This window comes from Streptomyces sp. NPDC008125 (assembly GCF_042957125.1).
Taxonomy (GTDB): Bacteria; Actinomycetota; Actinomycetes; order Streptomycetales; family Streptomycetaceae; genus Streptomyces.
The window spans coordinates 79,262-101,094 of sequence record NZ_JBIBHR010000021.1 but is presented as its reverse complement, the minus strand read 5'-3'; the positions used below and the strand labels follow the sequence as shown (position 1 = coordinate 101,094).

19 protein-coding genes and 1 pseudogene are annotated in these 21,833 nt (G+C 73.6%); 8 read left to right on the top strand and 12 right to left on the bottom strand.

Annotated features, from left to right (window positions below):
• Positions 1 to 27: 27 nt before the first annotated feature.
• A pseudogene (locus tag ACFZAX_RS29520) lies at positions 28 to 1,054 on the bottom strand (alkene reductase).
• Between the two features lie 186 nt (positions 1,055 to 1,240).
• Here ACFZAX_RS29520 and ACFZAX_RS29515 point away from each other — a divergent pair.
• Positions 1,241 to 1,633, top strand: a complete 393-nt coding sequence (locus tag ACFZAX_RS29515) for a MerR family DNA-binding transcriptional regulator (RefSeq protein ID WP_390965349.1) — start codon at positions 1,241 to 1,243, stop codon at positions 1,631 to 1,633.
• 8 nt (positions 1,634 to 1,641) lie between these two features.
• Here ACFZAX_RS29515 and ACFZAX_RS29510 read toward each other — a convergent pair whose 3' ends face one another.
• Positions 1,642 to 1,839, bottom strand: a complete 198-nt coding sequence (locus ACFZAX_RS29510) for a hypothetical protein (RefSeq protein ID WP_390965348.1) — start codon at positions 1,837 to 1,839, stop codon at positions 1,642 to 1,644.
• A gap of 186 nt (positions 1,840 to 2,025) precedes the next feature.
• Positions 2,026 to 2,922 (bottom strand): helix-turn-helix domain-containing protein, encoded by an 897-nt coding sequence (locus ACFZAX_RS29505; protein ID WP_390965347.1) that lies wholly within the window; start codon positions 2,920 to 2,922, stop codon positions 2,026 to 2,028.
• 101 nt (positions 2,923 to 3,023) lie between these two features.
• Here ACFZAX_RS29505 and ACFZAX_RS29500 point away from each other — a divergent pair, with 101 nt between their 5' ends.
• A complete protein-coding gene (locus ACFZAX_RS29500; RefSeq protein WP_390965346.1) occupies positions 3,024 to 4,589 on the top strand; it encodes an MFS transporter in 1,566 nt (521 codons plus the stop codon).
• Between the two features lie 101 nt (positions 4,590 to 4,690).
• Here the strand turns inward: ACFZAX_RS29500 and ACFZAX_RS29495 are convergent, their stop codons facing one another.
• The 3 genes from ACFZAX_RS29495 to ACFZAX_RS29485 all read right to left on the bottom strand — a co-directional run bounded on the left by ACFZAX_RS29495 (position 4,691) and on the right by ACFZAX_RS29485 (position 6,815).
• Entirely contained in the window at positions 4,691 to 4,930 is a 240-nt protein-coding gene (locus tag ACFZAX_RS29495; RefSeq protein WP_390965345.1) for a hypothetical protein, read from the bottom strand.
• Between the two features lie 42 nt (positions 4,931 to 4,972).
• A complete protein-coding gene (locus ACFZAX_RS29490) occupies positions 4,973 to 5,977 on the bottom strand; it encodes a zinc-binding dehydrogenase (RefSeq protein ID WP_390965344.1) in 1,005 nt (334 codons plus the stop codon).
• Positions 5,978 to 6,104: 127 nt separating this feature from the next.
• Positions 6,105 to 6,815: an SDR family oxidoreductase gene (locus ACFZAX_RS29485; RefSeq protein ID WP_390965343.1), complete on the bottom strand. Its 711-nt coding sequence runs from the start codon at positions 6,813 to 6,815 to the stop codon at positions 6,105 to 6,107.
• Positions 6,816 to 6,933: 118 nt separating this feature from the next.
• On the opposite strand from ACFZAX_RS29485, the gene ACFZAX_RS29480 reads away from it, so the two are divergent.
• Positions 6,934 to 7,494: a TetR family transcriptional regulator gene (locus ACFZAX_RS29480; protein WP_390965342.1), complete on the top strand. Its 561-nt coding sequence runs from the start codon at positions 6,934 to 6,936 to the stop codon at positions 7,492 to 7,494.
• 193 nt (positions 7,495 to 7,687) lie between these two features.
• Positions 7,688 to 8,947: an aminotransferase class I/II-fold pyridoxal phosphate-dependent enzyme gene (locus ACFZAX_RS29475; RefSeq protein ID WP_390965341.1), complete on the top strand. Its 1,260-nt coding sequence runs from the start codon at positions 7,688 to 7,690 to the stop codon at positions 8,945 to 8,947.
• Between the two features lie 57 nt (positions 8,948 to 9,004).
• Here the strand turns inward: ACFZAX_RS29475 and ACFZAX_RS29470 are convergent, their stop codons facing one another.
• On the bottom strand, positions 9,005 to 11,599 hold the full coding sequence (locus tag ACFZAX_RS29470) for a bifunctional FO biosynthesis protein CofGH (RefSeq protein WP_390965340.1): 2,595 nt from the start codon (positions 11,597 to 11,599) through the stop codon (positions 9,005 to 9,007).
• A 171-nt stretch (positions 11,600 to 11,770) separates the two neighbouring features.
• Here ACFZAX_RS29470 and ACFZAX_RS29465 point away from each other — a divergent pair, with 171 nt between their 5' ends.
• Positions 11,771 to 12,535, top strand: coding sequence for an HAD-IA family hydrolase (locus ACFZAX_RS29465; RefSeq protein ID WP_390965394.1), 765 nt, complete (start codon positions 11,771 to 11,773; stop codon positions 12,533 to 12,535).
• Positions 12,536 to 12,680: 145 nt separating this feature from the next.
• Here the strand turns inward: ACFZAX_RS29465 and ACFZAX_RS29460 are convergent, their stop codons facing one another.
• On the bottom strand, positions 12,681 to 14,111 hold the full coding sequence (locus ACFZAX_RS29460) for an MFS transporter (protein WP_390965339.1): 1,431 nt from the start codon (positions 14,109 to 14,111) through the stop codon (positions 12,681 to 12,683).
• Between the two features lie 63 nt (positions 14,112 to 14,174).
• Complete coding sequence (locus ACFZAX_RS29455) at positions 14,175 to 15,371, bottom strand: amidohydrolase (protein WP_390965338.1); 1,197 nt, start codon at positions 15,369 to 15,371, stop codon at positions 14,175 to 14,177.
• 59 nt (positions 15,372 to 15,430) lie between these two features.
• Here ACFZAX_RS29455 and ACFZAX_RS29450 point away from each other — a divergent pair, with 59 nt between their 5' ends.
• The gene (locus ACFZAX_RS29450; RefSeq protein WP_390965337.1) at positions 15,431 to 16,576 is read left to right on the top strand and encodes an AsnC family transcriptional regulator; all 1,146 of its coding nucleotides are present in this window, start codon (positions 15,431 to 15,433) and stop codon (positions 16,574 to 16,576) included.
• Between the two features lie 114 nt (positions 16,577 to 16,690).
• Here the strand turns inward: ACFZAX_RS29450 and ACFZAX_RS29445 are convergent, their stop codons facing one another.
• Positions 16,691 to 17,074, bottom strand: a complete 384-nt coding sequence (locus tag ACFZAX_RS29445) for a hypothetical protein (RefSeq protein WP_390965336.1) — start codon at positions 17,072 to 17,074, stop codon at positions 16,691 to 16,693.
• 411 nt (positions 17,075 to 17,485) lie between these two features.
• Between ACFZAX_RS29445 and ACFZAX_RS29440 the strand changes: the two genes are divergently transcribed.
• Both ACFZAX_RS29440 and ACFZAX_RS29435 read left to right on the top strand, forming a co-directional pair.
• Positions 17,486 to 17,932, top strand: coding sequence for a sel1 repeat family protein (locus ACFZAX_RS29440; RefSeq protein ID WP_390965335.1), 447 nt, complete (start codon positions 17,486 to 17,488; stop codon positions 17,930 to 17,932).
• 34 nt (positions 17,933 to 17,966) lie between these two features.
• On the top strand, positions 17,967 to 18,419 hold the full coding sequence (locus tag ACFZAX_RS29435) for a hypothetical protein (protein WP_390965334.1): 453 nt from the start codon (positions 17,967 to 17,969) through the stop codon (positions 18,417 to 18,419).
• Between the two features lie 31 nt (positions 18,420 to 18,450).
• On the opposite strand, the gene ACFZAX_RS29430 is transcribed toward ACFZAX_RS29435, so the two are convergent.
• Both ACFZAX_RS29430 and ACFZAX_RS29425 read right to left on the bottom strand, forming a co-directional pair.
• Entirely contained in the window at positions 18,451 to 20,388 is a 1,938-nt protein-coding gene (locus ACFZAX_RS29430; protein WP_390965333.1) for an AMP-binding protein, read from the bottom strand.
• 73 nt (positions 20,389 to 20,461) lie between these two features.
• Positions 20,462 to 21,724 carry an acetyl-CoA C-acetyltransferase gene (locus ACFZAX_RS29425; RefSeq protein WP_390965331.1) on the bottom strand — a complete coding sequence of 421 codons (1,263 nt, stop codon included), beginning with the start codon at positions 21,722 to 21,724 and terminating at the stop codon, positions 20,462 to 20,464.
• Positions 21,725 to 21,833 lie beyond the last annotated feature (109 nt).

The following is a 21,833-nucleotide window of genomic DNA, read 5'->3' as shown; positions in this document are numbered from 1 at the left end:
CCGGTGTCCCACCGGCTCCCGGCTGCCTCAACCGCCGGTCCGCACGGCCGGGTAGTCCGTGTAGCCCGTCGCCCCGCCGACGTACATCATGTACGCGTCCCGCACCTGGTTCACCGGCGCTCCGGTACGCAGACGGTGGACGAGGTCCGGGTTGGCGAGGAACGGGCGGCCGAGGGCGACGAGGTCGGCTCCGGCGGCGAGGAGGCGCTCGCTCGCGGCGAGGCCGCCCGTCCTCGGGGATGCGGTCCTTCGGAAGGACCGGGTTGGCGATCAGGGTGCCGGGCCAGTCCTTGCGGATGCGCTGGAAGACGGGCTGGTCCGGGTCCGCGTACCCGATGTGCAGGTAGGCGATCCGGCTGCCCGCCAGGGCGGCGACGAGGGCGGGGTAGATCTCCTCGGTGTCGCCCTCCTCGATGCTGTTGACCGTGTTGCCGGGAGAGACCCGCAGCCCCACCCGCTCGGGGCCGATCCCGTCGGCGACGGCCCGGACCACTTCGGCGACGAACCGGACCCGGTTGCCGACCGGGCCGCCGTAGGCGTCGGTGCGGCGGTTGGTGTTCTGCGACAGGAACTGGTGGAGCAAGTGGCCGTTGGCGCTGTGCACTTCCACCCCTTCGAAGCCCGCCTCGATCGCGCGGCGCGCGGCGGAGGCGAAGTCGGCGACGTGGTCCTCGATGTCCTGGAGGTTCATCTCGCGTGGCACGGGTGCCTGTTGCTTTCCCATGGGCGTGTGCAGCGTCTCCGGGAGCGCCACCGGCGAGGGGGCGACCGGGGTCAGGCCGCTGGTGTCGGGGTGGCCGACGCGTCCGCCGTGCTGGAGCTGGAGGAACATCCGCCCGCCGGCCGCGCGTACCGCGTCGGTGACCAGGCGCCATCCGGCGACGTGGTCGGATCGGTGGATGGCGGTGATGTTGGGGTAGGTCTGGCCGACCGCGTTGGGGGTGGACGCCTCGGCGATGATCAGGCCGGCCGTGGCGCGCTGGGCGTAGTAGGTGGCCATGAGCGGGGTGGGGACGCCGTCGGCGGTGGCGCGGTTACGGGTCAGCGGAGCCATCACGAGACGGTTCGGGAGGCGGAGCGGGCCGAGGTCCGCGGGGTCGAAGACCGTACGGGGGGCGGGTCCGGCAGGCCGGGACACAGCGGGTCCGGACGGCTGGGCGGAGGCGGGTGCGTTCGTCATGCCGGGAGGGTAGGAATTGACACCGGTGTCAGGTTCAAGTCGCAAAGGAGCTGGAGCGTCATGCGCATCGGTGAACTGGCCCGGCGTACGGGCGTGAGCGAGCGTTCCCTGCGCTACTACGAGCAGCAGGGCCTGCTGGCCTCGGACCGTACGCCCGGCGGGCACCGCGAGTACCCCGAGGGCGCGGTCGACCGGGTCATCCGTATCCAGGAGTTCTACGCGGCGGGCCTGCGCAGCTCGAAGATCTACGAACTCCTGCCCTGTGTACGGGACTCGGACGGCGGACCATCCGCCGTCGCCACGCCCCGGCTGGTCGGCGACCTCGGCGCGGAACGCGACCGGATCGACCGGAAGATCGCCGAACTCCTGCGTTCCCGCGAGGTGTTGGACGAGGTGATCGCCACGGCGAAGGAGCAGTCGCCGCCGTCGGCCGCCGGTGACGCCGTCGCGTAGAGCTCTCGTCAGGGCGGGGCGAGTACCAGCCGGGCCGCGAGTCCGACGATCACCGCGCCGGAGATCAGCGAGGTGATCGACCGGCCGAGCGGGCCCGTGAGTACGCGCCCCAGCAGCACGAGGGCCACCAGGTAGGTCGCGACCGCCCCGACCGGTACGGCGATGCCGTAACCGGCCAGCAGCCCCGCGACCCACGCCGCGCTCACGCGCGGTGCGGAGTAGGCCTCCCCGGACCGCCGGTCCGCTGCTGGAGGCCCAGTGTCATGGCGGCGGGGGACGACAGCGGCAGCGCGGAGGGAGTCATGGTCATGGGCGGATTCTCGAAGGGCACCGCTACCCGGGCAACCCGTTTCCGGCGCGGCCCGCCCTCCGCGGACTGCGGCAGCCCGCGCTCAGGCCCCCGCGACCGACCCGTCCGCGGCGGCGCCGTCTCCCAGGGAGGTCCACGCCGGTGCGGCACCGACCAGCGAGTCGAGGCGATCCAGGCGCTGGGCGGTGGCGGCGTCGTCGGGGGTCATGACGATGATCCGCTCGCCCCGCGCCCGGTCCAGCCACAGGCTCTGGAACTGGACGTCGAGGGCGCCGACGCGCGGGGAACGGTAGTGGCGCAACTGGGTCCGGTCGGCGCCGACCTCGTACGACTCCCAGTGCCGCACGAAGTCCGGCGACTCCTGGCGCAGCCGGGTGATCAGCGCGTTCCAGCGGGGGTCGTCGCGGTGTTCCGGCTGGCGGGCGCGGAGCCTCGCGGTGATGTCGCGGAGGACGGTGTCCTCGTCCACCAGGCTGTCGCGCCAGCTCGGTTCGGTGAACATCAGCCACGCGCAGTTGCGTTCCTCGACCGGGTACGCGTCGAGGTCGGCGAAGAGATAACGGTAGGTGCGGTTGGCCGCGACCAGGTCGTAGCAGTCGGTTTGCACGGCGGCCGGGTAGGGCAGCAACTTCGCCAGGACGGCGGTGTGTTCGGGGCGCAGGTCCATCGGCGGTCCCGGCTCGGCGGGTGCCCCCCGGCCCGCGAGCACCATCAGGTGCCGGTGCTCGGCGGCGTCCAGGCGCAGGACGCGCGCCACCGCGTCCAGGACCTGGTCGGAGGCGTTCCTGGCCCTCCCCTGTTCCAGCCACGTGTACCAGGTGACCCCGACACCGGCGAGCTGCGCGACCTCCTCGCGCCGCAGACCGGGCGTGCGGCGCCGGCCGCCCGCGGGCAGTCCCACGTCGGCGGGGGCCACGCGGGCGCGGCGGGCGCGCAGGAAGGCGCCGAGGGCGTCGCGGTCGGGCGTCGAAGAGGTCACCACCCCAGTGTCGGGCCTCCGGGCCGGTGGATCCAGGTAGTACTGGTACCCCTATAAGTTGGCTCCTGGTACCAGGATGACGCCAGGCGCACAGTCCGGTCATGACCCTCACGACCGCACCGCCCGTACCCGGCACCTCCACCCCACCGGCCGTTCCCGGCACCTCCACCCCACCGGCCGTTCCCGGCACCCCCACCCCGCCGGCCGTCCCCGTCCCCGCCGCCGCCGCCGTCCCGCACCCTGTGGCTCCGGCCCCGTCGCGTGCTCTCACCGGCGCCGGGCTCGCCGCCCTGCTCGTCGCCTTCCTGCCCGTGAACATGACGTTCGGTTCGGTCAACCTGCTGGAGCCCGCGATCACCGGAGATCTCGGTGTGACCGCTTCGGGCGGACAGCTCGTACTGTCCGCGTACACCACGGCGTTCGCCGCGACGCTCGTCGTCGCGGGGCGCCTGGGCGACCGGTTCGGACGGCGCCGGCTGCTCGCGTCCGGCGTCGGCGCCTTCGGCGTGGCCTCCGTCCTCGCCGCCCTCGCGCCGAACCTGGTCACCCTCGTCGTACTGCGGGCCGTGCTGGGCGTGGCCGCCGGCCTGTTCACCCCGCAGGTCCTCTCCACCATCCAGTCCACCGCGCCCGCGAAGCTGCGGGCGCTGGGCGTCACGCTCTTCGCCGCCGTCGGCGGCATCGCGACCGTCGCCGGGCAGCTCCTCGCGGGAGCCGTGTCCCAGGCCGCCGGTGACCACTGGGGCTGGCGGCTCGTGCAGATACTCACCGGAGCGATCGGCGCGACCGCGCTGCTCGCGCTGCGCACCGTGCCCGAGTCGCGCTCGACGGCACCGCTCACGCTCGACCTGCGCGGCGCCGCACTCCTCGGCACCGGACTGCTCCTGATCGTGGTGCCCCTGACCCTCGGCACCTCGGCGGGCGGCCCGGTCCCGGTGCTCGCGATGCTGGCCGCGGCCGGCGCGGTGCTCACCGCCTTCGCCCGCTCGCAGCGTGCCGCCGAACGCCGCGGCGAACTGCCCGTCGTCCCGCCGAGCGTGCTGCGCACCCCGGCCGTGCGTCAGGGCCTGATCATGTCGCTGCTGTTCTTCACCGGTTACGGCGCGTTCCTCTACGAGTTCTCGGCGCTCGCCCAGGGCGCGTTCGGCGTGGACGCCTGGGGCACCGTCGTGCTGCTGCTCGGGTTCGGCGCGGGGTTCGTCGTCGTCGCCCTCGCCCTGCCGGCCGTGGAACGCCGCACCGGACGCTGGACGATGACCGGCGCGGCCATCGCGCAGGCGGCGGTGCTCGTGGCTCTCGCCGTCACCGTCAGCGGCACCCGCGGCGAAGCCCCGTGGGCCCTGCAGCCGCTGCTGATCCTGCTCGGTGTCACCCAGGCCCTGATGTACGGGCCGGTCCTGCGCACGGTCCTCTCCCGCACCCCGACCTGGGCGGCGGGTGTCGCCGGCGGGCTCTTCACCACCTTGCAGCAGCTCGGTCTCGGCCTGGGCGTGGCACTCCTGGGCGGCCTCTTCCACGCCGTGGCCGACGCGACGGCGGACGGTTCCGCCGCCGCCGGGCTGCCCCGCGGTTTCGCCGCAGCCGTGGCCGTACAGGCCGCTCTGGCCCTGGCCTTCGCCTTCTTCGCCACCCGTATCGCCCGCGCCGGGGCGCCGGAACCGCGCTGATCGGTGCTACGGCCGCCCGGCGCCCAGTGCGAACCGCGCCCGCTCCCCCGCCACGACCCGGTCCAGGTCGCCCAGCATTCCCTCCGCCGCGCGGGCGGCGGTCAGACCACGGCGGCGGCGGTGGCCGTGTTGGCCTCCACGTCCCCGGCCACGGCCCGCGCCTGCGCGGCACCCGGAGCGGGCTCGACGGGACGGGATACGTACGGGGCGGGGCGGTGCGTGCGGCGTCTGCGCTGCTTGCGGTCACGGAAGCCCAGGATACCGGTGGGTTCCCAGGCGATCGGACCGAGCAGGCAGCGCCGCCGGAGCCCCGGGACCGGGCGCCCCGGGACGGACGGCACGTCGAACAGCGGGAGAAGCCCGGTGTCCGGTCGCGCCTGCCCTCAGGCCATGTCGACGACGACCTTGCCGACCCTCGCCCGCCCCTTCTCGACGTACTCGATGGCTTCCAGGGTCTCGTCGAACGGAAAGACCCGGTCGACGACCGGGCGGATCTTCCCGGCGTCGATGAGGGGGGTGAGCCGGCGCAGTTGGTCGCCACTCGCCTTCATGAACAGGAACGAGTAGGTCACGCCGTGGCGCTCGGCAACGCGCCGGGTCCTGAAGCTCAGCGCGGTCATGGCGAGGCGGAGGAGGGGGTTGACGCCGAGTTCGCGCGCGAAGGCGGGGTCGGGCGGGCCCGCGACGCTGACGGCCACGCCGCCGCGCTTGAGCACGCGCAGGGACTTGGCGAGGTTCACGCCGCCGAGACTGTCGAGGACGACGTCGTACCCGTCGAGCAGTTCTTCGAAGTCCTGCGTGCGGTAGTCGATCACGACGTCCGCACCGAGTTCCTTCGCCGACTCGGCCTTCGCGGTGCTGACGGTGGTGGCCACGTGCGCGCCCAACGCCTTGGCCAACTGGACGGCGACGGAACCGAGGCCACCGGCGCCCGCGTGAATGAGGACCTTCTGGCCCGGCCGCACCTGGGCCCGCTCGACCAGTGCCTGCCACGCGGTCAGGGCGACCAGCGGCAGGGAGGCGGCCTCGGTCATGGTGAGGGTGGCCGGTTTGGGTGCCAGGTCGTCCTGGTGGACGGCGAGGAGTTCGGCGAAGGTGCCGATGCGGCCCTTGTCGGGCCGGCCGTAGACACGGTCGCCCACCGCGAACCGGGTGACGGACGGGCCGGTGCGGACGACCGTCCCCGCGAGGTCGTTGCCGAGGACGAGCGGGAGACGGTAGGGCAGGAACGCCTTGAAGTCGCCGTTGCGGATCCTGACGTCCAGCGGATTGACGCCGGCCGCGTCGATCCTGACCAGTACGTCCTCGGCGCCCACCTCGGGGTCGGGCACCTCGGCGGCCCGCGTGCCGGCTCGGTCACCGTACTTCTCCACCACGAAGGCCTTCATCGTCTTCTCCGTTCCGCGCGTCGCCCGTGGGAGGGCAGGGGCTTGGTTCGCCCCAGCCTCGTGCCGGGGTAGAGATGGTTCGGGTGGGGCGTGGCACCAGCGCCCAGGGGTCGGCCCGCAGCGCTGTTCACGCGGTCGATCGGGGGCCGGCCCATGAGGGCGATGGGGCGGCGGCCAGGTTCCGCTTGACCTGCCGGGTCACCTCGTCGGCGAGGATCTCGGGCAGGCCCGCCTCGATGCCGTCGAGGGCGAGTGCGGCGACGTCGGCGGCGGCGGTCTTCCGGTCGGCGGGTACGGCCGCGGCCATGTCGGTGTCCATATAACCGACGTGCAGCGCGGAGACGGCGATACCGCGAGGTGCCAGCTCGTCCCGGGCCGCACCGGTCAGGGCCCAGGCGGCCGCCTTGGAAGCGGCGTACGAGCCCGCTCCACCCGGGTGCGTCCAGGACAGGACGGACAGGACGTTGAGTACGGCACCGCCGCCGTTGCCCTCGATGACCGGAGCGAACGCCCGGGTCGTGAACAGCGGGCCGAAGAAGTTGGTCTCCATCTCCCGGCGCACCTCGTCCAGGTCGCCCCCGACGAGGGTCGCACCGGTGGCCACACCCGCGTTGTTGACGAGCAGCGTTGCGTCGGACGCGATGCGGGCGGCCTCCCGGACCGACGTGTGGTCCGTGACGTCCAGCCGCAAGCGGGTGACACCGGGTAGGTCGATCAGCTCGGGGCGCCGGGCCGCCGCGTACACCTTCGCGCCGCGCTCCACGAGCTGGGCGGCCAGGTGCCGACCCAGGCCCCGGTTGGCGCCGGTGACGACCGCGACCGCGTTCTTGAGTTCCATGTGTCCGCTCCCGGCCCTTGCGGGCGCCTTCCGGCCACCCACCCCATTTGGATTATGGCCATAATCTAAACACCGTTCTATGATAGATGCCAGTCGACATCCAAAAAGGGAGGCAGTCATGGGCCGCGTGTCGCAGGCGCAGGCGGAGGAGAACCGCAGCCGGGTGGTGGACACCGCCTCCCGGCTCTTCCGGGAGCAGGGCACGCAGGTCAGCGTCGCCGACCTGATGAAGGCGGCCGGTCTCACCCACGGCGCTTTCTACAAGCAGTTCGCCTCCAAGGAGGCGCTCGTCGACGAGGCCACCGCCCATGCCTTCACCCGACTCGCCGGCCACCACGCCGCCGGGCTCGAAGAGCACGACGGTCAGCGCGACGCCACCCAGCGGGCGCTGATCGACACCTATCTCTCCGTCGACCACCGCGACAACCCGGCGGACGGCTGCCCGGTCGCCGCGCTCGCCACCGACATCGCGCGGGAAGGCGGCGGGAGTGGAGCCAGGCGCGTCTACACCGAGGGTGTCTCCGACTTTGCGGATTTCCTCGCCAACGACGACCAGGACGGCATCGCCCGGCTGTGCACACTGTTCGGCGCACTGGTCCTGTCACGGGCCACCAAGGGCTCCCCGCTCTCCGAAAAGATCCTCACCACCGCACACGCGGCCCTGACGGAGAACGGCTGATCCACGGTGTGGCAGGGCACTACGGCCGGTCTCCCTGCCCGGCGACGGAGCGCCCACAGCCCGGTACAACTGCCAGGCGCCGCAGGGCACACCGCCACGGCCGCCCGGTTACGCCCGGCAAATTCTGCCCTCTTGATGCTTTACCCCCGACGACGCCTTCAAGAGAAGGCGCAGTTGTCCGTAGGCTTCGCGCATGACGACCCGAGCCGCCACCCCCGCCCTCGCCGCACGCGCTTCCGCGGTCGACGCCTCGCCCGTACGCGAGATCCTCGCGCTGACCGCGCGCCCCGAGATAATCTCGTTCGCGGGCGGACTCCCGGCGCCGGAGTTGTTCGACACCGAGGGGATCCGGGCCGCCTACGACCACGTGCTGGCCGAGGACGCGGCGCGGGCGCTCCAGTACTCGGTGACCGACGGCGATCCAAGGCTGCGGGCGGCCGTCGCCGCCCGGTACTCCGCCCGGGGGCTGCCGACCGGGGCCGAGGACCTGCTGGTGACCACCGGATCGCAGCAGGCGCTGACCCTGCTCACCACCGCACTGCTGGAGCCCGGCGACACCGTCCTCGTCGAAGACCCCACGTATCTCGCGGCGTTGCAGTGCTTCGGCTTCGCGGGGGCGCGGGTCCTGCCGGTGCCGTGCGACGAGGAGGGCATCGACCCGGTGGCGCTCGCGGAACTCGTCGAGCGGGAGCGGCCCAAGCTGCTCTACACGATCCCCACCTTCCAGAACCCGACCGGACGCACCCTCCCGCTCGCGCGCCGGCAGGCCGTCGCCGAGGTCGCGCAGCGGCTCGGCCTGTGGATCGTCGAGGACGACCCGTACGGCGAGCTGCGCTACGAGGGCGAGCGCGTGCCGTGGATCGCCTCGCTGGACGCCGCCGCCGACCGCACGGTCCTGCTCGGCACCTTCTCCAAGGTGATGTCCCCCGGTATGCGCCTCGGTCATCTCCGTGCGCCCGCCGCGCTGCGCCGGGCCTGCGTGATCGTCAAGCAGGCCGCCGACCTGCACTGCTCCGCCGTGGACCAGGCTGCCGCCGCGCGCTATCTGGAGGTCTCGGACCTCGACGCCCATGTGGGCCGGGTCCGCGCCGCGTACGGCGAGCGCCGGAACGCCCTGCTCGACGGCCTGCCCGCCGCCCTCCCGCAGGGCAGCACCTGGAACCGGCCCGACGGCGGGATGTTCGTCTGGGTCCGGCTGCCCGACGGCCACGACGCGACCGCCCTGCTGCCGAAGGCGATCGCCCACGAGGTGGCGTACGTGCCCGGCGCCCCCTTCTACACCGGGACCGCCGACCCGGCGGCCCTGCGGATGTCCTTCACCACCCACACCCCCGAGGAGATCACCGAGGGGCTGCTGCGGCTGGGCAAGGCGCTGGCCTCGACGGGATCACCGGCGACCACGGCATCAACAACGGCAACGGCAACGGCAACGCAGCCCGTCACGCGCGCCTGAGCGGGCCGCCGTCCCCGTCCGCCGACGTGGAGGTACGGGGACGGCGGGGCGCACCGGTCACCCCGGCAGGACCGGCAGCAGCTCCGGAAGGTGGCCGTCCGAGGCGGTCGCGGCGGTGACGCGCTCCTCGGGGACCTCGCCGTACAGGGTGGTGCGCGGCTTCGCCGGGCGGCCCGCGAGTTCGGCGATGGCGACCAGGTCCTGGATGGAGCGGTACGAGCCGTAACTCGACCCGGCCATCCGGGAGATGGTCTCCTCCATCAGGGTGCCGCCGAGGTCGTTGGCGCCCGAGCGGAGCATCTCGGCGGCGCCCTCGGTGCCGAGCTTCACCCAGCTGGTCTGGATGTTGGTGATGTGCGGGTGGAGCAGCAGCCGGGCCATGGCGGTGACGGCCCTGTTGTCGCGGTCGGTGGGACCGGGGCGGGCGATACCGGCCAGGTAGACCGGGGCGTTGGTGTGGATGAAGGGAAGGGTCACGAACTCGGTGAACCCGCCCGTCTCCTGCTGGAGTCGGGCGAGCGTGCGGAGGTGGCCCAGCCAGTGGCGGGGCTGGTCGACATGGCCGTACATCATGGTGGACGAGGACCGCAGGCCGACCTCGTGGGCGGTCTTCACGACCTCCAGCCAGGTGGCGGTGGGGAGTTTTCCCTTGGTGAGGACCCAGCGGACCTCGTCGTCCAGGATCTCCGCCGCCGTGCCGGGAATGGAGCCGAGGCCGGCCTCCTTCGCGGCGATCAGCCAGTCACGGATCGAAAGCCCGGTACGGGTAGCCCCGTTGACGACCTCCATCGGCGAGAAGGCGTGCACGTGCATGCCGGGGACGCGGTCCTTCACGGCCCGCGCGATGTCGAAGTAGGCGGTGCCGGGCAGGTCCGGGTGGATGCCGCCCTGCATGCAGACCTCCACCGCGCCGACGTCCCACGCCTGGGCCGCCCGGTCGGCGACCTGGTCGAGGGAGAGGGTGTACGCGTCGGCGTCGGTACGGCGCTGCGCGAAGGCGCAGAACCGGCAGCCGGTGTAGCAGACGTTGGTGAAGTTGATGTTCCGGGTGACGATGTAGGTGACCTCGTCGCCGACCGTGTCGCGGCGCAGCGTGTCCGCGATCCGGCAGAGCTCGTCGAGTGCCGGGCCCTCCGCGTGGAGCAGGGCGAGGGCCTGGGCGTCGGTGAGCTTCGTCGGGTCGTCGGCGGCCTGGCTCAGCGCCTCGCGCACGTCGGTGTCGATGCGGGACGGGACCATGCCGGGGGCGGCGGCCTCGCGGAGCGCCTCCCAGTCCCCGTACACCTCGTCGAAGTCCTCGCGGCGGTCGCCGGTGCGGCCCTCGGTGTCGATGGTGCGGTGCAGGTCGGTGCGCCCGCTCGCGCCGAACTGCTCGTCCGGTTCCTGCCAGGGCAGACCGACGGGGATCGCGCCCTCCTTCGCCATGCCCGTCTCCGGGTCGGCGAGCGCGCGCACGTGCGGGAGCAGCCGCGGGTCGAGCCACGGTTCGCCGCGCCGGATGAACTCCGGGTAGATGGTCAGGCGTTCACGCAAGGAGAAGCCCGACTCGGCGGTACGGGCGGCGAGTTCGTCGATGTGCGGCCAGGGGCGTTCGGGGTTCACGTGGTCGGGGGTGAGCGGCGAGACCCCGCCCCAGTCGTCGATGCCCGCGCCGACGATCAGCGCGTACTCCGAGTCCACCAGGTTCGGCGGGGCCTGGATGCGGGCTGAGGGGCCGAGGATGTGCCGGGCGACGGCGATCGTCGCGGCCAGTTCCTCCAGCTCCGCGTCGGGCATCGCACGCATCGCGGTGTCCGGTTTGGCGCGGAAGTTCTGGATGATGACTTCCTGGATGCCGTGGTAGGCGCGGGCGGTGCGGCGGATCTCGAAGAGGGAGTCGGCGCGCTCCTCGTAGTTCTCGCCGATGCCGATCAGGATGCCGGTGGTGAAGGGGACGTTGGAGCGGCCGGCGTCCTCCAGGACGCGCAGCCGGACGGCCGGTTCCTTGTCCGGGGAGCCGTGGTGCGGGCCGCCCTTCTCGGACCACAGGCGGGTCGCGGTGGTCTCCAGCATCATCCCCATCGACGGGGCGACCGGCTTGAGGCGCTGGAGGTCGGTCCAGCCGAGCACTCCGGGGTTGAGGTGCGGGAGCAGGCCCGTCTCCTCCAGGACCCGGATCGCCATGGCGCGTACGTACGCCAGGGTGTCGTCGTACCCCTCGGCCTCCAGCCACTCCCGCGCCTCGGGCCAGCGGTCCTCGGGGCGGTCGCCGAGCGTGAAGAGCGCTTCCTTGCAGCCGAGCGCCGCGCCCTCGCGGGCGATGCCGAGGACCTCGTCGGGGGAGAGGAACATCCCGTGACCCTCGCGGCGGAGCTTGCCGGGGACGGTGACGAAGGTGCAGTAGTGACAGATGTCGCGGCAGAGGCGGGTGAGCGGGATGAACACCTTGCGGGAGTACGTGATGACGCCCGGCCGTCCCGCCGCCTCCAGGCCCGCGTCGCGCACCCGGGCGGCGGACGCGGTGAGATCCGTCAGATCGTCACCGCGCGCCTGGAGGAGTACGGCGGCCTCGGTCGCGTCGAGGGCCACACCGTCACGTGCCCGTTTGAGTGCGCGCCGCATGGCGTTGGTCGTGGGGCGTCCGCTCTGAGGATCGGTCATGGGATCGAGCATACGAGCGGCACCGGGGCCCGGGTCGGCCGGTCGCCACACGTTCGCGCACACCTCGTCGCACGATCGCGCACACCTCACCGCACCCGACCGCACCCGGCGGAACCCGCCCCGCGCGTCCGGGCGCGGATGTCGGCGGTGCGGCGGGGTCCGCCCCGTAGGGTCGGCACGGTGATGGAAACGATCGTGTTCGACATCGGTGAGACCCTCGTACGCGACGACCGCCACTGGGCGTCCTGGGCCGACTGGCTGGGTGTGCCCGTGCACACGGTGAGCGCTCTGGTCGGCGCCGCCGTCGTCGGGGGCCAGAACGCCACGGACGCGCTGGCGCTGCTCCGCCCCGGCATGGACGTGGCGGAGGCGGAGCTGGCCCGCGAGGCGGCGGGGCGCGGCGAGCACCTGGGCGAGCGGGACCTCTACCCGGACGTACGCCCGGCGCTCGCCGGACTCCGCTCGCTCGGGTTCCGGGTGGTGGTGGCGGGGCACCGGTCGGCACGCGCCACCGAGCAGTTGCGGGCCCTGGACCTCCCGGCGGACCTCGTCGTCAGCTCGGCGGAGTGGGGCGTCACCAAGCCGGACCCGGAGTTCTACGCGCGGGTGCTCAAGGCGTCGGACGCCGACCCGCGCACCACGGTCTACGTCGGCGACCACCCGGCCGAGGACCTCTTCCCGGCGAAGGCCGCCGGTCTGCGCACCGCCCACCTGCGGCGGGGCCCGTTCGGGCACTGGTGGGCGGATCACCCGGACGTGGTGGAGTCGGCCGACTGGCGTGTGGACGCGCTCACCGAGGTGGCCACGCTGCCGGGACTGGTACGGGAGCGGGGGGCCGGCGACGGCGGGGCGGGCGGTGGCGGGGCGGGGCCCGTACGGGAGGACCCGGAACGGCCGGCGGAACGGGGCGCGACGCCCACGCTCCGCGCGCTGCGGTCGGTGCGGTGACCGGAGTGTCCGGGCCGGACGGCACGGTGACCGGAGTGTCCGGGCCGGACAGCGCGGCCGGGCAGGTCGTCGACGGGCGCACATCGTGGAGGCGGCCCGCCGACTGGTGCCCCTTGAGGCGGACTGACCCTTCGCGGGGCGCGCCTCACTCCTCCCCGCGCCGGGACAGCGCGCTCATCGCGACCGCCGCGAGGGCAGCCGCCGCGCCGACCAGCCACACCGCCGTGTAGCCGCCCTCGCCCGGCTCGCCGGTGAGGTCCGGGCGGAACGCGCCGAGCAGGGAGGCGAACACCCCGCCCGCCACGGCCCCGCCGAGCGTCTTCACGTTGTTGTAGAGGGCGGCGGCGATCCCCGTACGGGCGGGCTCGGTCGCCTCCACGATGACGGTGGGCATGGCGCCCAGCGCCAGTCCGACACCGAGGCCGAGGAAGGCCGATCCGGCCGCCATCTGCCACATCTCCGCGTGGAAGAACGCGAATTGGGTGAAGGTGAGCGCGACCAGACCGAAGGCGGCCATCAGCGTCGACCGGTAGCCGATCCGCTTCGCCAGCGCGGCCGTGGAGAGGGAGCCGACGACGCTGCCGACCGCGCCGGGCAGCGACACCAGCGAGATGGCGAGGGCGCCGAGCCCGAAGCCGTACCCGTCGGTCGCCGGATCGGCCGCGTAGAAAGTCGAGTTGGGGGTCTGACTGCCGAAGTAGAAGACCCCGAAGAGGAAGGCCGCGCAGAAGAAGGGGGCGGTGGTCCGTGCCGCCAACGCGCGTATGTCCACGAGCGGTTCGCCGCTGCGCAGCTCGACCCGCACCCAGAGGGCGAGCAGCGCGAGCCCCAGGGTCACCGGACCGAGCACCCGCACCGAGCCCCAGGAGCCGTCCTCCGCGCCCGACACCCCGGCGAGCAGGGCGATCATCGCGGCGCCGAGGAGCACCACCCCGGCCCGGTCGACGCGCCCGCCGGCCCTGGTGCGCGACTCCGGTACGGCGACGAAGGAGACCGGTACGCAGGCCACCGCGAGAACGGCCGGGACCAGCAGGGTCAGCCGCAGCGAGCCGAACGCGGAGTCGACCAGCCCCATCACCACCCCGCCCGCCATCGCGCCGAGCGTCAGCGCCCCGACGAGCCGGGCGATGGCCCGGCGCGCTTCGGCGACCGGCAGCCGGTCCCGTACGAGGGCGATCTCCAGCGGCAGCAGCGCCGCGATCGGCCCCTGGAGCACCCGTCCGGCCAGCAGCACCGGGTAGTCGGGCGCGAGGGCGACGGTCAGCGTTCCGGCGGCGATCAGCGCGAGCGCGATCCGGAGCATCCGGCGGTGGCCGTGCAGATCGCCGAGCCGCCCGAACAGCGGGACGCACACCGCCGCCGCCAGCAGCTGCACGGAGACCACCCAGTTGAGGGAGGCCGAACCGATCGAGAGGTGGTCGGCGAGGTCGGGCAGCAGCGGGGCCAGCCCGACCTGGAGAAAGCCGCTGGTCGCCTCGAAGAACACGAGGAGTCCCACGACCGCCGTCACGGACGCGGCGGGTGGTGGTCCGGCCGGGGGCCGGGCGGACGGGGTGGGCGGGGCGGTGGCGGTCATGGGCGGGCTCCAGCGGGTTCGGGACGGCGGTGGCACCGGAAGGCCGAGCGGGAGGGCGGGCCCCTACACGTCGTGGCCGAGGCGGCGCAGGGCCAGCCCGGCGAGCAGCGCGGCGGCGAGCGGCAGGGCGCCGTCGTCGTACACCGCCTGGGCGGAGTGGTTCATCGGGGCGGTTGCGGGATCGACGCCGGGCGGGCAGGCGCCGAGTCCGACGAACGCGCCGGGCACCTCGCGCAGCACGAAGGAGAAGTCCTCCGCCCCGGCCATCGGCTTGGGCGCCTCGAAGGCGTGCTCCGGGCCGAGGATCCGCCGCGCGGTCTCCAGCGCGAACGACGCCTCCTCGGCGTGGTTGACGGTCGGCGGGTACTGGTCGGCGTGGTCGACGGTCGCGGTGACCCCGTGGGCGGCGGCCACCCCGTGCACGGTCCGCTCGAAGCCGGCGCGGACGGTGGCGCGGGCGGCGTCGGAGAACGTCCGTACGGTGGCGGAGAAGCGCGCGTCCTCCGGGATGACATTGGGCGCCGTTCCGGCCTCGATCCGGCCCACGGTGACGACCGCCGGATCGAAGATGTCCGCCTCACGGGTGACCAGGGTCTGGAGCGCGGTGACCATCGCGCACATCGCGGGTACCGGATCGGCCGCGAGGTGCGGGGACGAACCGTGCCCGCCCCGGCCGTGCACGGTGACGTGGACCTCGTCCGAGGCGGCGAGCATCGGGCCGGGCCGGGTGGCGGCGAAGCCGGTCGGCGCCCCGGTGGAGACCACGTGCAGGGCGTACGCGGCGACGACCCGCTCCCCCGCCGCGTCGAGCACCCCCTCCTCGATCATGATCTTCGCGCCGCCCCGGCCCTCCTCGCCGGGCTGGAACATGAGGACCACGTCCCCGGCCAGCTCCGCGCGCCGCTCCGCGAGCAGCCGGGCCGCGCCGACCAGCCCGGTGACGTGCAGATCGTGGCCGCAGGCGTGCATCCGGCCGTCGAGCACGGAGGCGTACGGGAGGCCGGTGTCCTCCTGGACGGGGAGCCCGTCCATGTCGCCGCGGAGCAGCACCGCGGGACCGGGCAGCCCGCCGCGCAGCACGGCGGTGACGGAGCTGAGCCCCTTTCCCAGGGTGATCTCCAGCCCGAGGCCCGCCAGGGCCTCCACGATCCTGCGCTGGGTGAGCGGGAGGTCGAGGCCGAGTTCGGGTTCCCGGTGCAGGGCGTGGCGGAGTTCGGTCAGCGCGGGGGCGAGGGCGTGGGCATCCTGGAGCAGAGACATGGGCGTATGGTGCGGACCCGAGCACTCCACTGATGATCATCCGCAGGAAAGCGGCGCCGATGAGGTCCTCCACGCAGAAATCCGCCACAGCCCCGGCGCCTGCCCGCGGTCCCCGGACCACCGCCCCCGACGACGCCCCTCTCGACGAGCTGGACTATCTCCTGATCACCGCGTTGCAGACCTCGCCCCGGGCGGAGTGGGCGCAGATCGGCAAGGCGCTCGGGGTGGACGCCTCGACGGCCGCGCGCCGCTGGAACCGCCTCACCGAGGCCGGACACGCCTGGCTGAGCTGCTACACGGTGGCGTCCGGGGTGACGCTGCCGATCATCGCGTTCATCGAGGTGGACTGCGCGGCGGGCGCCCTGCACGAGGTGGCGGCCCGGATCGCGGACGACCCGCACCTGATCACCATCGAGCACGTCACCGGCTCCCGGGACCTGGTCCTCACCGCCGCCTTCCCCGACCAGGCGATGCTGGCCCGGTACGTCGGTTTCCGGCTCGGCACCCTGCCCGGTGTCGCCGCCACCCGCTCGCAGATCGCCACCGCCGTCCACACCGAGGGCAGCCGCTGGCGGCTGGACCGGCTCGCCCCGGACAGCCAGGACACCCTCACCAGGGACCGGGGCCCTTCCCTGCCGCGCCGGGGCCTGACCACCCCGGACGACCTGGACAACCGGCTCTACCTGCTGCTCAGCGAGGACTTCCGCCAGCCCGCCGCCCGGCTCGCGGAGCGCCTGGGCGTGAGTCCCAGCACCGTACGCCGACGGCTGGGCCGGATGCACCGCGAGGACGCCCTCGTCTACCGCTGCGAAGTGGCGCGTTGCCTCTCCGGCTGGCCGATCTCGGTGACCCTGTGGGGCGTCGCCCCGGCAGCCGACACCGCACGGATCGCTGCCCAGCTCATCGGGATGCGCGAAACCCGCCTCTGCGCCTCGCTGTCGGGGCCGCACAACCTGATGCTCGCGGTCTGGCTGCGCTCGGCCGAGGAAATCGGCGCCTTCGAGGCCCGGTTGGCCGCCCGGTTCCCCGAACTGGTCGTCGCCGACCGGGCGGTGACCCTCTGGCCGCTCAAGCTGGCCGGCCACCTCCTGGACCCGCACGGCCGCCACCTCCGGGGCGTCCCCGTCACCTTCTGGGAGGACCCGGGCGCCCACCGGGCCGAGAGCGCGCTGCTGGAACGACTGCGGGGCGGACGCACGGGGTGAGCGGGGCGGGCCGAGAGGACCGGCGGGTTGAGCGGGGAGGCGCGGGCTGGACGGGGAGGCGGTCCGGCACCCGGCGGCCGGGCGCCGCCCCGCTCAGCCCGCCCCGCCCGCGCGTCAGCCGAACACCGGGCCGAAGAGCACGGCACCGGCGGCCGCGAACAGCGCGGAAGCACCCTTCGCCCGCCCCCGCAGGCGCCGCTGGGTCACGTACGTGAGCGCCGACGCGGCGAACACGGGCCACCAGATGCTCTGCGAGGCGTCTCCCAGACTGATGCGCCGCACGATCACCGCCTCGACGGCGTACCCGACGGCCGCCGCGACCAAGGGCCAGGTGCACTCCGGCCCGAACGGAGCCCAGGGCGCGCGTGCGCCGGTTCCGTCCGCGTCGGCCCTGCGCCTGATCCGGAAGGTCCGGACGGTCGCGGTGATCACCGACACGGCGGCGGCCACGACCCACAGGGCGCCGGAAACGACGACAAGGGGGCTGGGGTCACTCATGGCAGTCCTCCGGTAGGGCCCGCTCCGGCGGCGCGGGTTCCCGCCGTGGCGGGCCGTCGGTCGGAGCGGGCGGGCCCCGCCGCTCGGGGGCGGCGGTACGGGGCAACGCTTCGTGGCCCCGTACGCATTGTTCCGTACACATTGTTCCGTACACATTGTTCCGTACGCGTCGTTCCGTACGCATTGTTCTGTACGGAGCATGGTCCGAGGACAGCGGTCCCCCGGGCGATCACCCACGGCCGCCGGGCGGTTGGCTGTCTCCGGCTGTTCCCGTCGGGCGGACGGCGCGGACGGCGCGGGCGGCCGGACAGACCCCCTGGGCCGGGGCCGAGCATTCCCGCCCTCCCGGGGTTGCGGGGGCGCACACCGGGAAGAGTGCGGGTGGGCAGTGCACAACCCGGGGGGGTACGCATGGCATTCCTGCTGTTCGTCGTGGCGGCGGTCCTGAGCGTGATCGGGATGGCGACCGACAACGACACGCTGTTCGACGCCAGTTGGGCGGCCTGGCTGCTGGGTCTCCTCCTCGCGCTGCGCGCCTGGCACCTGCACCGGAAGTACGGCACCCCGCAGAAGCTGGCCGCCGCCGCCGAGGGCGGCGACCTGCGGGCCCTGCGATCGATCGCGCTGCTCGCGAAGATCCAGGGAGACCTGGACGAGGCCGAGCGCGTGTTCCGGCTGGGGGTGGAGCGGAAGGACCCCGAGTCGATGTGGGAGATGGGCCGCCTGGTGGAGCAGCGCGACGGGCTGGCGGCGTCGGAGCCGTGGTTCCGGATGGCGGCCGAGCACGGCCACTTCGCCGCCAGGCGCTTCTTCCGGCCGGGCCACGCCCTCAACATGAAGGGCGACAACCCGCTGTGATGCCCTGACCCGCGCGGGGAGTAGGTTCGGCGCCATGAGAGGCGGGGGCGGTACGGAGAGGTGGCCGACGGCGGTCCTGTGGGGACTGCTGACGGCGCTCTGCGCGGGAGCGACGGTCCTCGCCGTGCTGGTCGGCCTGGCGTACGTGGCGCCGGGCGGCCCGGCCGTGCGGGTGGCCGTCACCGCCTGCACGACCCGGGACACCGGCAAGAACAGCTACGTCCGCTGCGAGGGCGTACGGCCCGACGGCACCACGGTCGTGCTGCCGGGCCGGCAGCACCCCGGCCGTACCGTCGAGGCAGTACGCGCCCCCTGGGGCGACTACATCGCCCCGCGCACGAGTCCCCTGGCGCGGTCCGCCGCGTTCGCGGCTCCGCTGCTCCTGCTCCTCGCGGCCGTGGCCTGCGGGCTCGCCACGCTCAGGAGCGTCCGCCGGGCCCGCAGGCGGTCGACGGCCGGACTCCTGGCGCCGGTCCGGCTCGGCTGACGGGCCAGGACGCCCGCACCGCCGGTCGCGCTCACTTGCGGTACAGCTCCTCGATCTCCGCCGCGAAGTCCCGTGCCACCACGTCCCGTTTGAGCTTCAGCGAGGGCGTGAGGTGGCCGCTCGCCTCGGTGAAGTCGACGGGCAGCACGGTGAACTTGCGGATCGACTCGGCGCGTGAGACGGAGCCGTTGGCCTCGTCCACCGCGTGCTGGATCGTCTCGCGGAGTTCCGGGTCGTCGACCAGTTCACGGAGCGGAACGCCCTGCTTCTTCTTCATCTGCCGCCAGTGCGCGAGCCCGTCCTCCTCCAGGGTGATCAGCGCCGTGATGAAGGAGCGGTTGTCGCCGACGACCATGCACTGGCCGACCAGCGGGTGGGCGCGCAGCCAGTCCTCCAGCGGGGCCGGGATGACGTTCTTGCCGCCCGAGGTGATGATGACGTCCTTCTTGCGGCCGGTGATGGTGAGGTAGCCGTCGTCGTCGAGGGCGCCGAGGTCACCGGTGGCGAACCAGCCGTCCTGCACCACCGGTACGGACGTGCCGGTCTCCGCGTCCCAGTAGCCGTGGAAGACCTGGCCGCCCCGGAGCAGCACCTCGCCGTCGTCCGCGATCCGTACCGAGGTCCCGGGCAGCGGCCAGCCGACCGTGCCCAGGCGGGGTTTGAGGGGCGGGGTCACCGTGTGGGCGGCGGTGGTCTCGGTGAGGCCGTACCCCTCGAAGATCTCGATCCCGGCGCCCGCGTAGAAGGAGGCGAGCCGGCCGCCCAGCGGGGAGCCGCCGCAGATGACGTACCGGACATGGCCGCCGAGGGCCGCGCGGATGCGGCGGTAGACCAGCGGGTCGTAGAGCTTGCGGGCCATCTTCAGGGCGGTACCGGGACCGGGGCCCGTGCCGTGTTCGGCGGCCTCGACGGCCCGCCCGTACCGCTGGGCGATGCGGGCGGCCCGGTCGAAGGAGGAGGCGCGGCCCATCTTCTCGGCGGTGGCGCGACCGGTGTTGAAGACCTTCTCCAGGACGTACGGGATCGCCAGCAGGAACGACGGCTGGAACCCCGCCAGGTCCTCCAGCAGGTCCTCGGTGCGGATGGAGGGGGCGTGTCCGATGCGGACCCGGGCGCGCAGGCAGCCGATCGCGACCATCCGGCCGAAGACATGGCTGAGCGGCAGGAACAGCAGGGTCGAAGCCGGGTACGTGGAGACGGACTTGAAGACCGGGTGCAGCAGCTCGATGGCGTTGTCGACCTCGGCGAAGAAGTTGCCGTGGGTGAGGACGCACCCCTTGGGGCGGCCGGTGGTGCCGGAGGTGTAGATGAGGGTGGCGGCGGTGTCCGGGGTCAGCAGGGCGCGGCGTTCGTCCACCGCCGCGTCGGGCACGTGCCGGCCGGCCGTCCTGAGCCGGCCGAGCGCCCCGGTGTCGAACTGCCACAGGTGGGCCAGGCCGTCGAGTCCCCTGCGCTCCTGACTGACGATCCGCGCCTGCTCCTTGGTCTCGACCGCGCAGGCCCGCGCGCCGGAGTCCTGGAGGATCCACCGCACCTGGTACGCCGAGGACGTCGGGTAGATCGGGACGGTGACGAGCCCGGCGGCCCAGGCGGCGAAGTCGAGCAGCGTCCACTCGTACGTCGTACGGGCCATGATCGCGATCCGGGCGCCGGGCTGGAACCCCTCCGCGATCAGGCCCTTGGCGAGGGCGCGTACCTCCTCGGCGAACGCGAGGGCGGTCACGTCCCCCCAGCTGCCGTCCTCCCGCTTGCGGCTGAGGACGGCGTCCGAGGGCGCCTCGCGCGCGTTGTCGAAGGGGATCTCGGCGAGCGAGCCGTGCCGTACGGGCGGCGCGAACGCGGGTACGGAGGCCTCCCGCACACGGCCGTCCGCGCCGCGCAGGAGCAGCGGGGGAATCAGGACGGGCGGCGCGGCGGCGGACGCGGTGCCGTCGGCCGGGGATGCGGGCGGGGCGGGGGGCGTGGACACGTGCGGCTCCTCGGATGCGGGGACGGTGGCGGGACGGTGGCAGGTCGGGTCCGGCGGCGGACGAGGTTCCCCGTCAGGGCCGTTCGAGGATCGCGGTCACCCCCAGGCCACCGGCCGCGCAGACCGAGATCAGCCCGCGCCCCGGCCCCTCGCGCTCCGCGAGCAGCTTGGCGAGGGTGGCGACGATCCGGGCGCCGGTCGCGGCGAAGGGGTGGCCGGTGGCGAGCGAGGAACCGGCCACGTTGAGCTTCTCCCGGTCGACGGGGCCGAGGCCCTGCTTCCGCCAGGCGGCGAGCGTGGCGAGCACCTGTGAGGCGAACGCCTCGTGCACCTCGAACAGGTCGAAGTCCTCGAAGGTCAGGCCCGCCCGTTCCAGCAGCCGGGGCACCGCGTACGCCGGGGCCATCAGCAGGCCGTCCTCGCCGTGCACGTAGTCCACGGCGGCGGTCTCGTACAGCGTGAGGTACGCCAGTGGCGTGAGGCCGCGTTCGCGCGCCCACTCCTCGCTCGCCAGCAGCACGGTGGCGGCGCCGTCGGTGAGCGGGGTGGAGTTCCCGGCGGTCATCGTCGCGTCGGGGTGGCCGGCGCCGAACACCGGCTTCAGCGTGGCGAGTTTCCCGACCGTGGAGCCGGGCCGCAGGTTCTGGTCCCGCTCCAGGCCGAGGTACGGGACGACGAGGTCGTCCAGGAACCCGCGGTCGTAGGCGGCGGCCAGCCGCTGGTGGCTGGTCGCCGCCAGCAGGTCCTGGTCCTCGCGCGGGACGCCCCAGCGGCGGGCGGTGATCGCGGCGTGCTCGCCCATCGAGAGCCCGGTGCGCGGCTCGGCGTTGCGCGGGATGTCGGGGACGAGGTGACGCGGGCGGACGGCTGCGAGCGCCCGCAGCCGGGCGGCGTTGCCCTGGGCACGGCGGGCGTTCAGCAGGATGCGGCGGAGTTCGTCGTTGACGCCGAGCGGCGCGTCGCTCGTGGTGTCCGCGCCGCCCGCGATGCCCGAGTCGATCGCTCCGAGGGTGATCTTGTTCGCGACGCCGATGACGGCCTGGAGGCCGGTGCCGCAGGCCTGCTGGACGTCGTACGCCGGGGTGCGGGGGTCGAGGCGGGAGCCGAGCACCGTCTCGCGGGCGAGGTTGAAGTCGCGGCTGTGCTTGAGCACGGCACCGGCGGCGAACTCCCCCACCCGCTGCCCGGCCAGACCGAACCGCTCGACGAGCCCGTCGAGCGCGGCCGTCAGCATCTGCTGGTTGGACGCCTCGGCGTAGGGGCCGTCGGAGCGGGCGAAGGGGATGCGGCTGCCCCCGAGGACGGCGACCCGGCGCGGCTGCGGCAGCGGGATCATCGCGGCCCTCTCGTCCCGGCCGTCGCGGCCCTCACGATCGCCTCGGCCGTCGCGACCCCCGCGATCGCCCCGAGCGGTGCTGTGGGCCCGCGCCCTGTCCGCGTGCGGT

What these genes read in the sequence shown, in the direction of transcription:
- ACFZAX_RS29450 (WP_390965337.1), top strand. Translation starts at nt 15,431, where the DNA reads ATGAGGTCCTCCACGCAGAAATCCGCCACAGCCCCGGCGCCTGCCCGC.
- ACFZAX_RS29490 (WP_390965344.1), bottom strand. Translation starts at nt 5,977, where the DNA reads ATGAAGGCCTTCGTGGTGGAGAAGTACGGTGACCGAGCCGGCACGCGG.
- ACFZAX_RS29440 (WP_390965335.1), top strand. Translation starts at nt 17,486, where the DNA reads ATGGCATTCCTGCTGTTCGTCGTGGCGGCGGTCCTGAGCGTGATCGGG.
- ACFZAX_RS29435 (WP_390965334.1), top strand. Translation starts at nt 17,967, where the DNA reads ATGAGAGGCGGGGGCGGTACGGAGAGGTGGCCGACGGCGGTCCTGTGG.
- ACFZAX_RS29425 (WP_390965331.1), bottom strand. Translation starts at nt 21,724, where the DNA reads ATGATCCCGCTGCCGCAGCCGCGCCGGGTCGCCGTCCTCGGGGGCAGC.
- ACFZAX_RS29475 (WP_390965341.1), top strand. Translation starts at nt 7,688, where the DNA reads ATGACGACCCGAGCCGCCACCCCCGCCCTCGCCGCACGCGCTTCCGCG.
- ACFZAX_RS29515 (WP_390965349.1), top strand. Translation starts at nt 1,241, where the DNA reads ATGCGCATCGGTGAACTGGCCCGGCGTACGGGCGTGAGCGAGCGTTCC.
- ACFZAX_RS29485 (WP_390965343.1), bottom strand. Translation starts at nt 6,815, where the DNA reads ATGGAACTCAAGAACGCGGTCGCGGTCGTCACCGGCGCCAACCGGGGC.
- ACFZAX_RS29460 (WP_390965339.1), bottom strand. Translation starts at nt 14,111, where the DNA reads ATGACCGCCACCGCCCCGCCCACCCCGTCCGCCCGGCCCCCGGCCGGA.
- ACFZAX_RS29455 (WP_390965338.1), bottom strand. Translation starts at nt 15,371, where the DNA reads ATGTCTCTGCTCCAGGATGCCCACGCCCTCGCCCCCGCGCTGACCGAA.
- ACFZAX_RS29480 (WP_390965342.1), top strand. Translation starts at nt 6,934, where the DNA reads ATGGGCCGCGTGTCGCAGGCGCAGGCGGAGGAGAACCGCAGCCGGGTG.
- ACFZAX_RS29465 (WP_390965394.1), top strand. Translation starts at nt 11,771, where the DNA reads ATGGAAACGATCGTGTTCGACATCGGTGAGACCCTCGTACGCGACGAC.
- ACFZAX_RS29470 (WP_390965340.1), bottom strand. Translation starts at nt 11,599, where the DNA reads ATGCTCGATCCCATGACCGATCCTCAGAGCGGACGCCCCACGACCAAC.
- ACFZAX_RS29500 (WP_390965346.1), top strand. Translation starts at nt 3,024, where the DNA reads ATGACCCTCACGACCGCACCGCCCGTACCCGGCACCTCCACCCCACCG.
- ACFZAX_RS29445 (WP_390965336.1), bottom strand. Translation starts at nt 17,074, where the DNA reads ATGAGTGACCCCAGCCCCCTTGTCGTCGTTTCCGGCGCCCTGTGGGTC.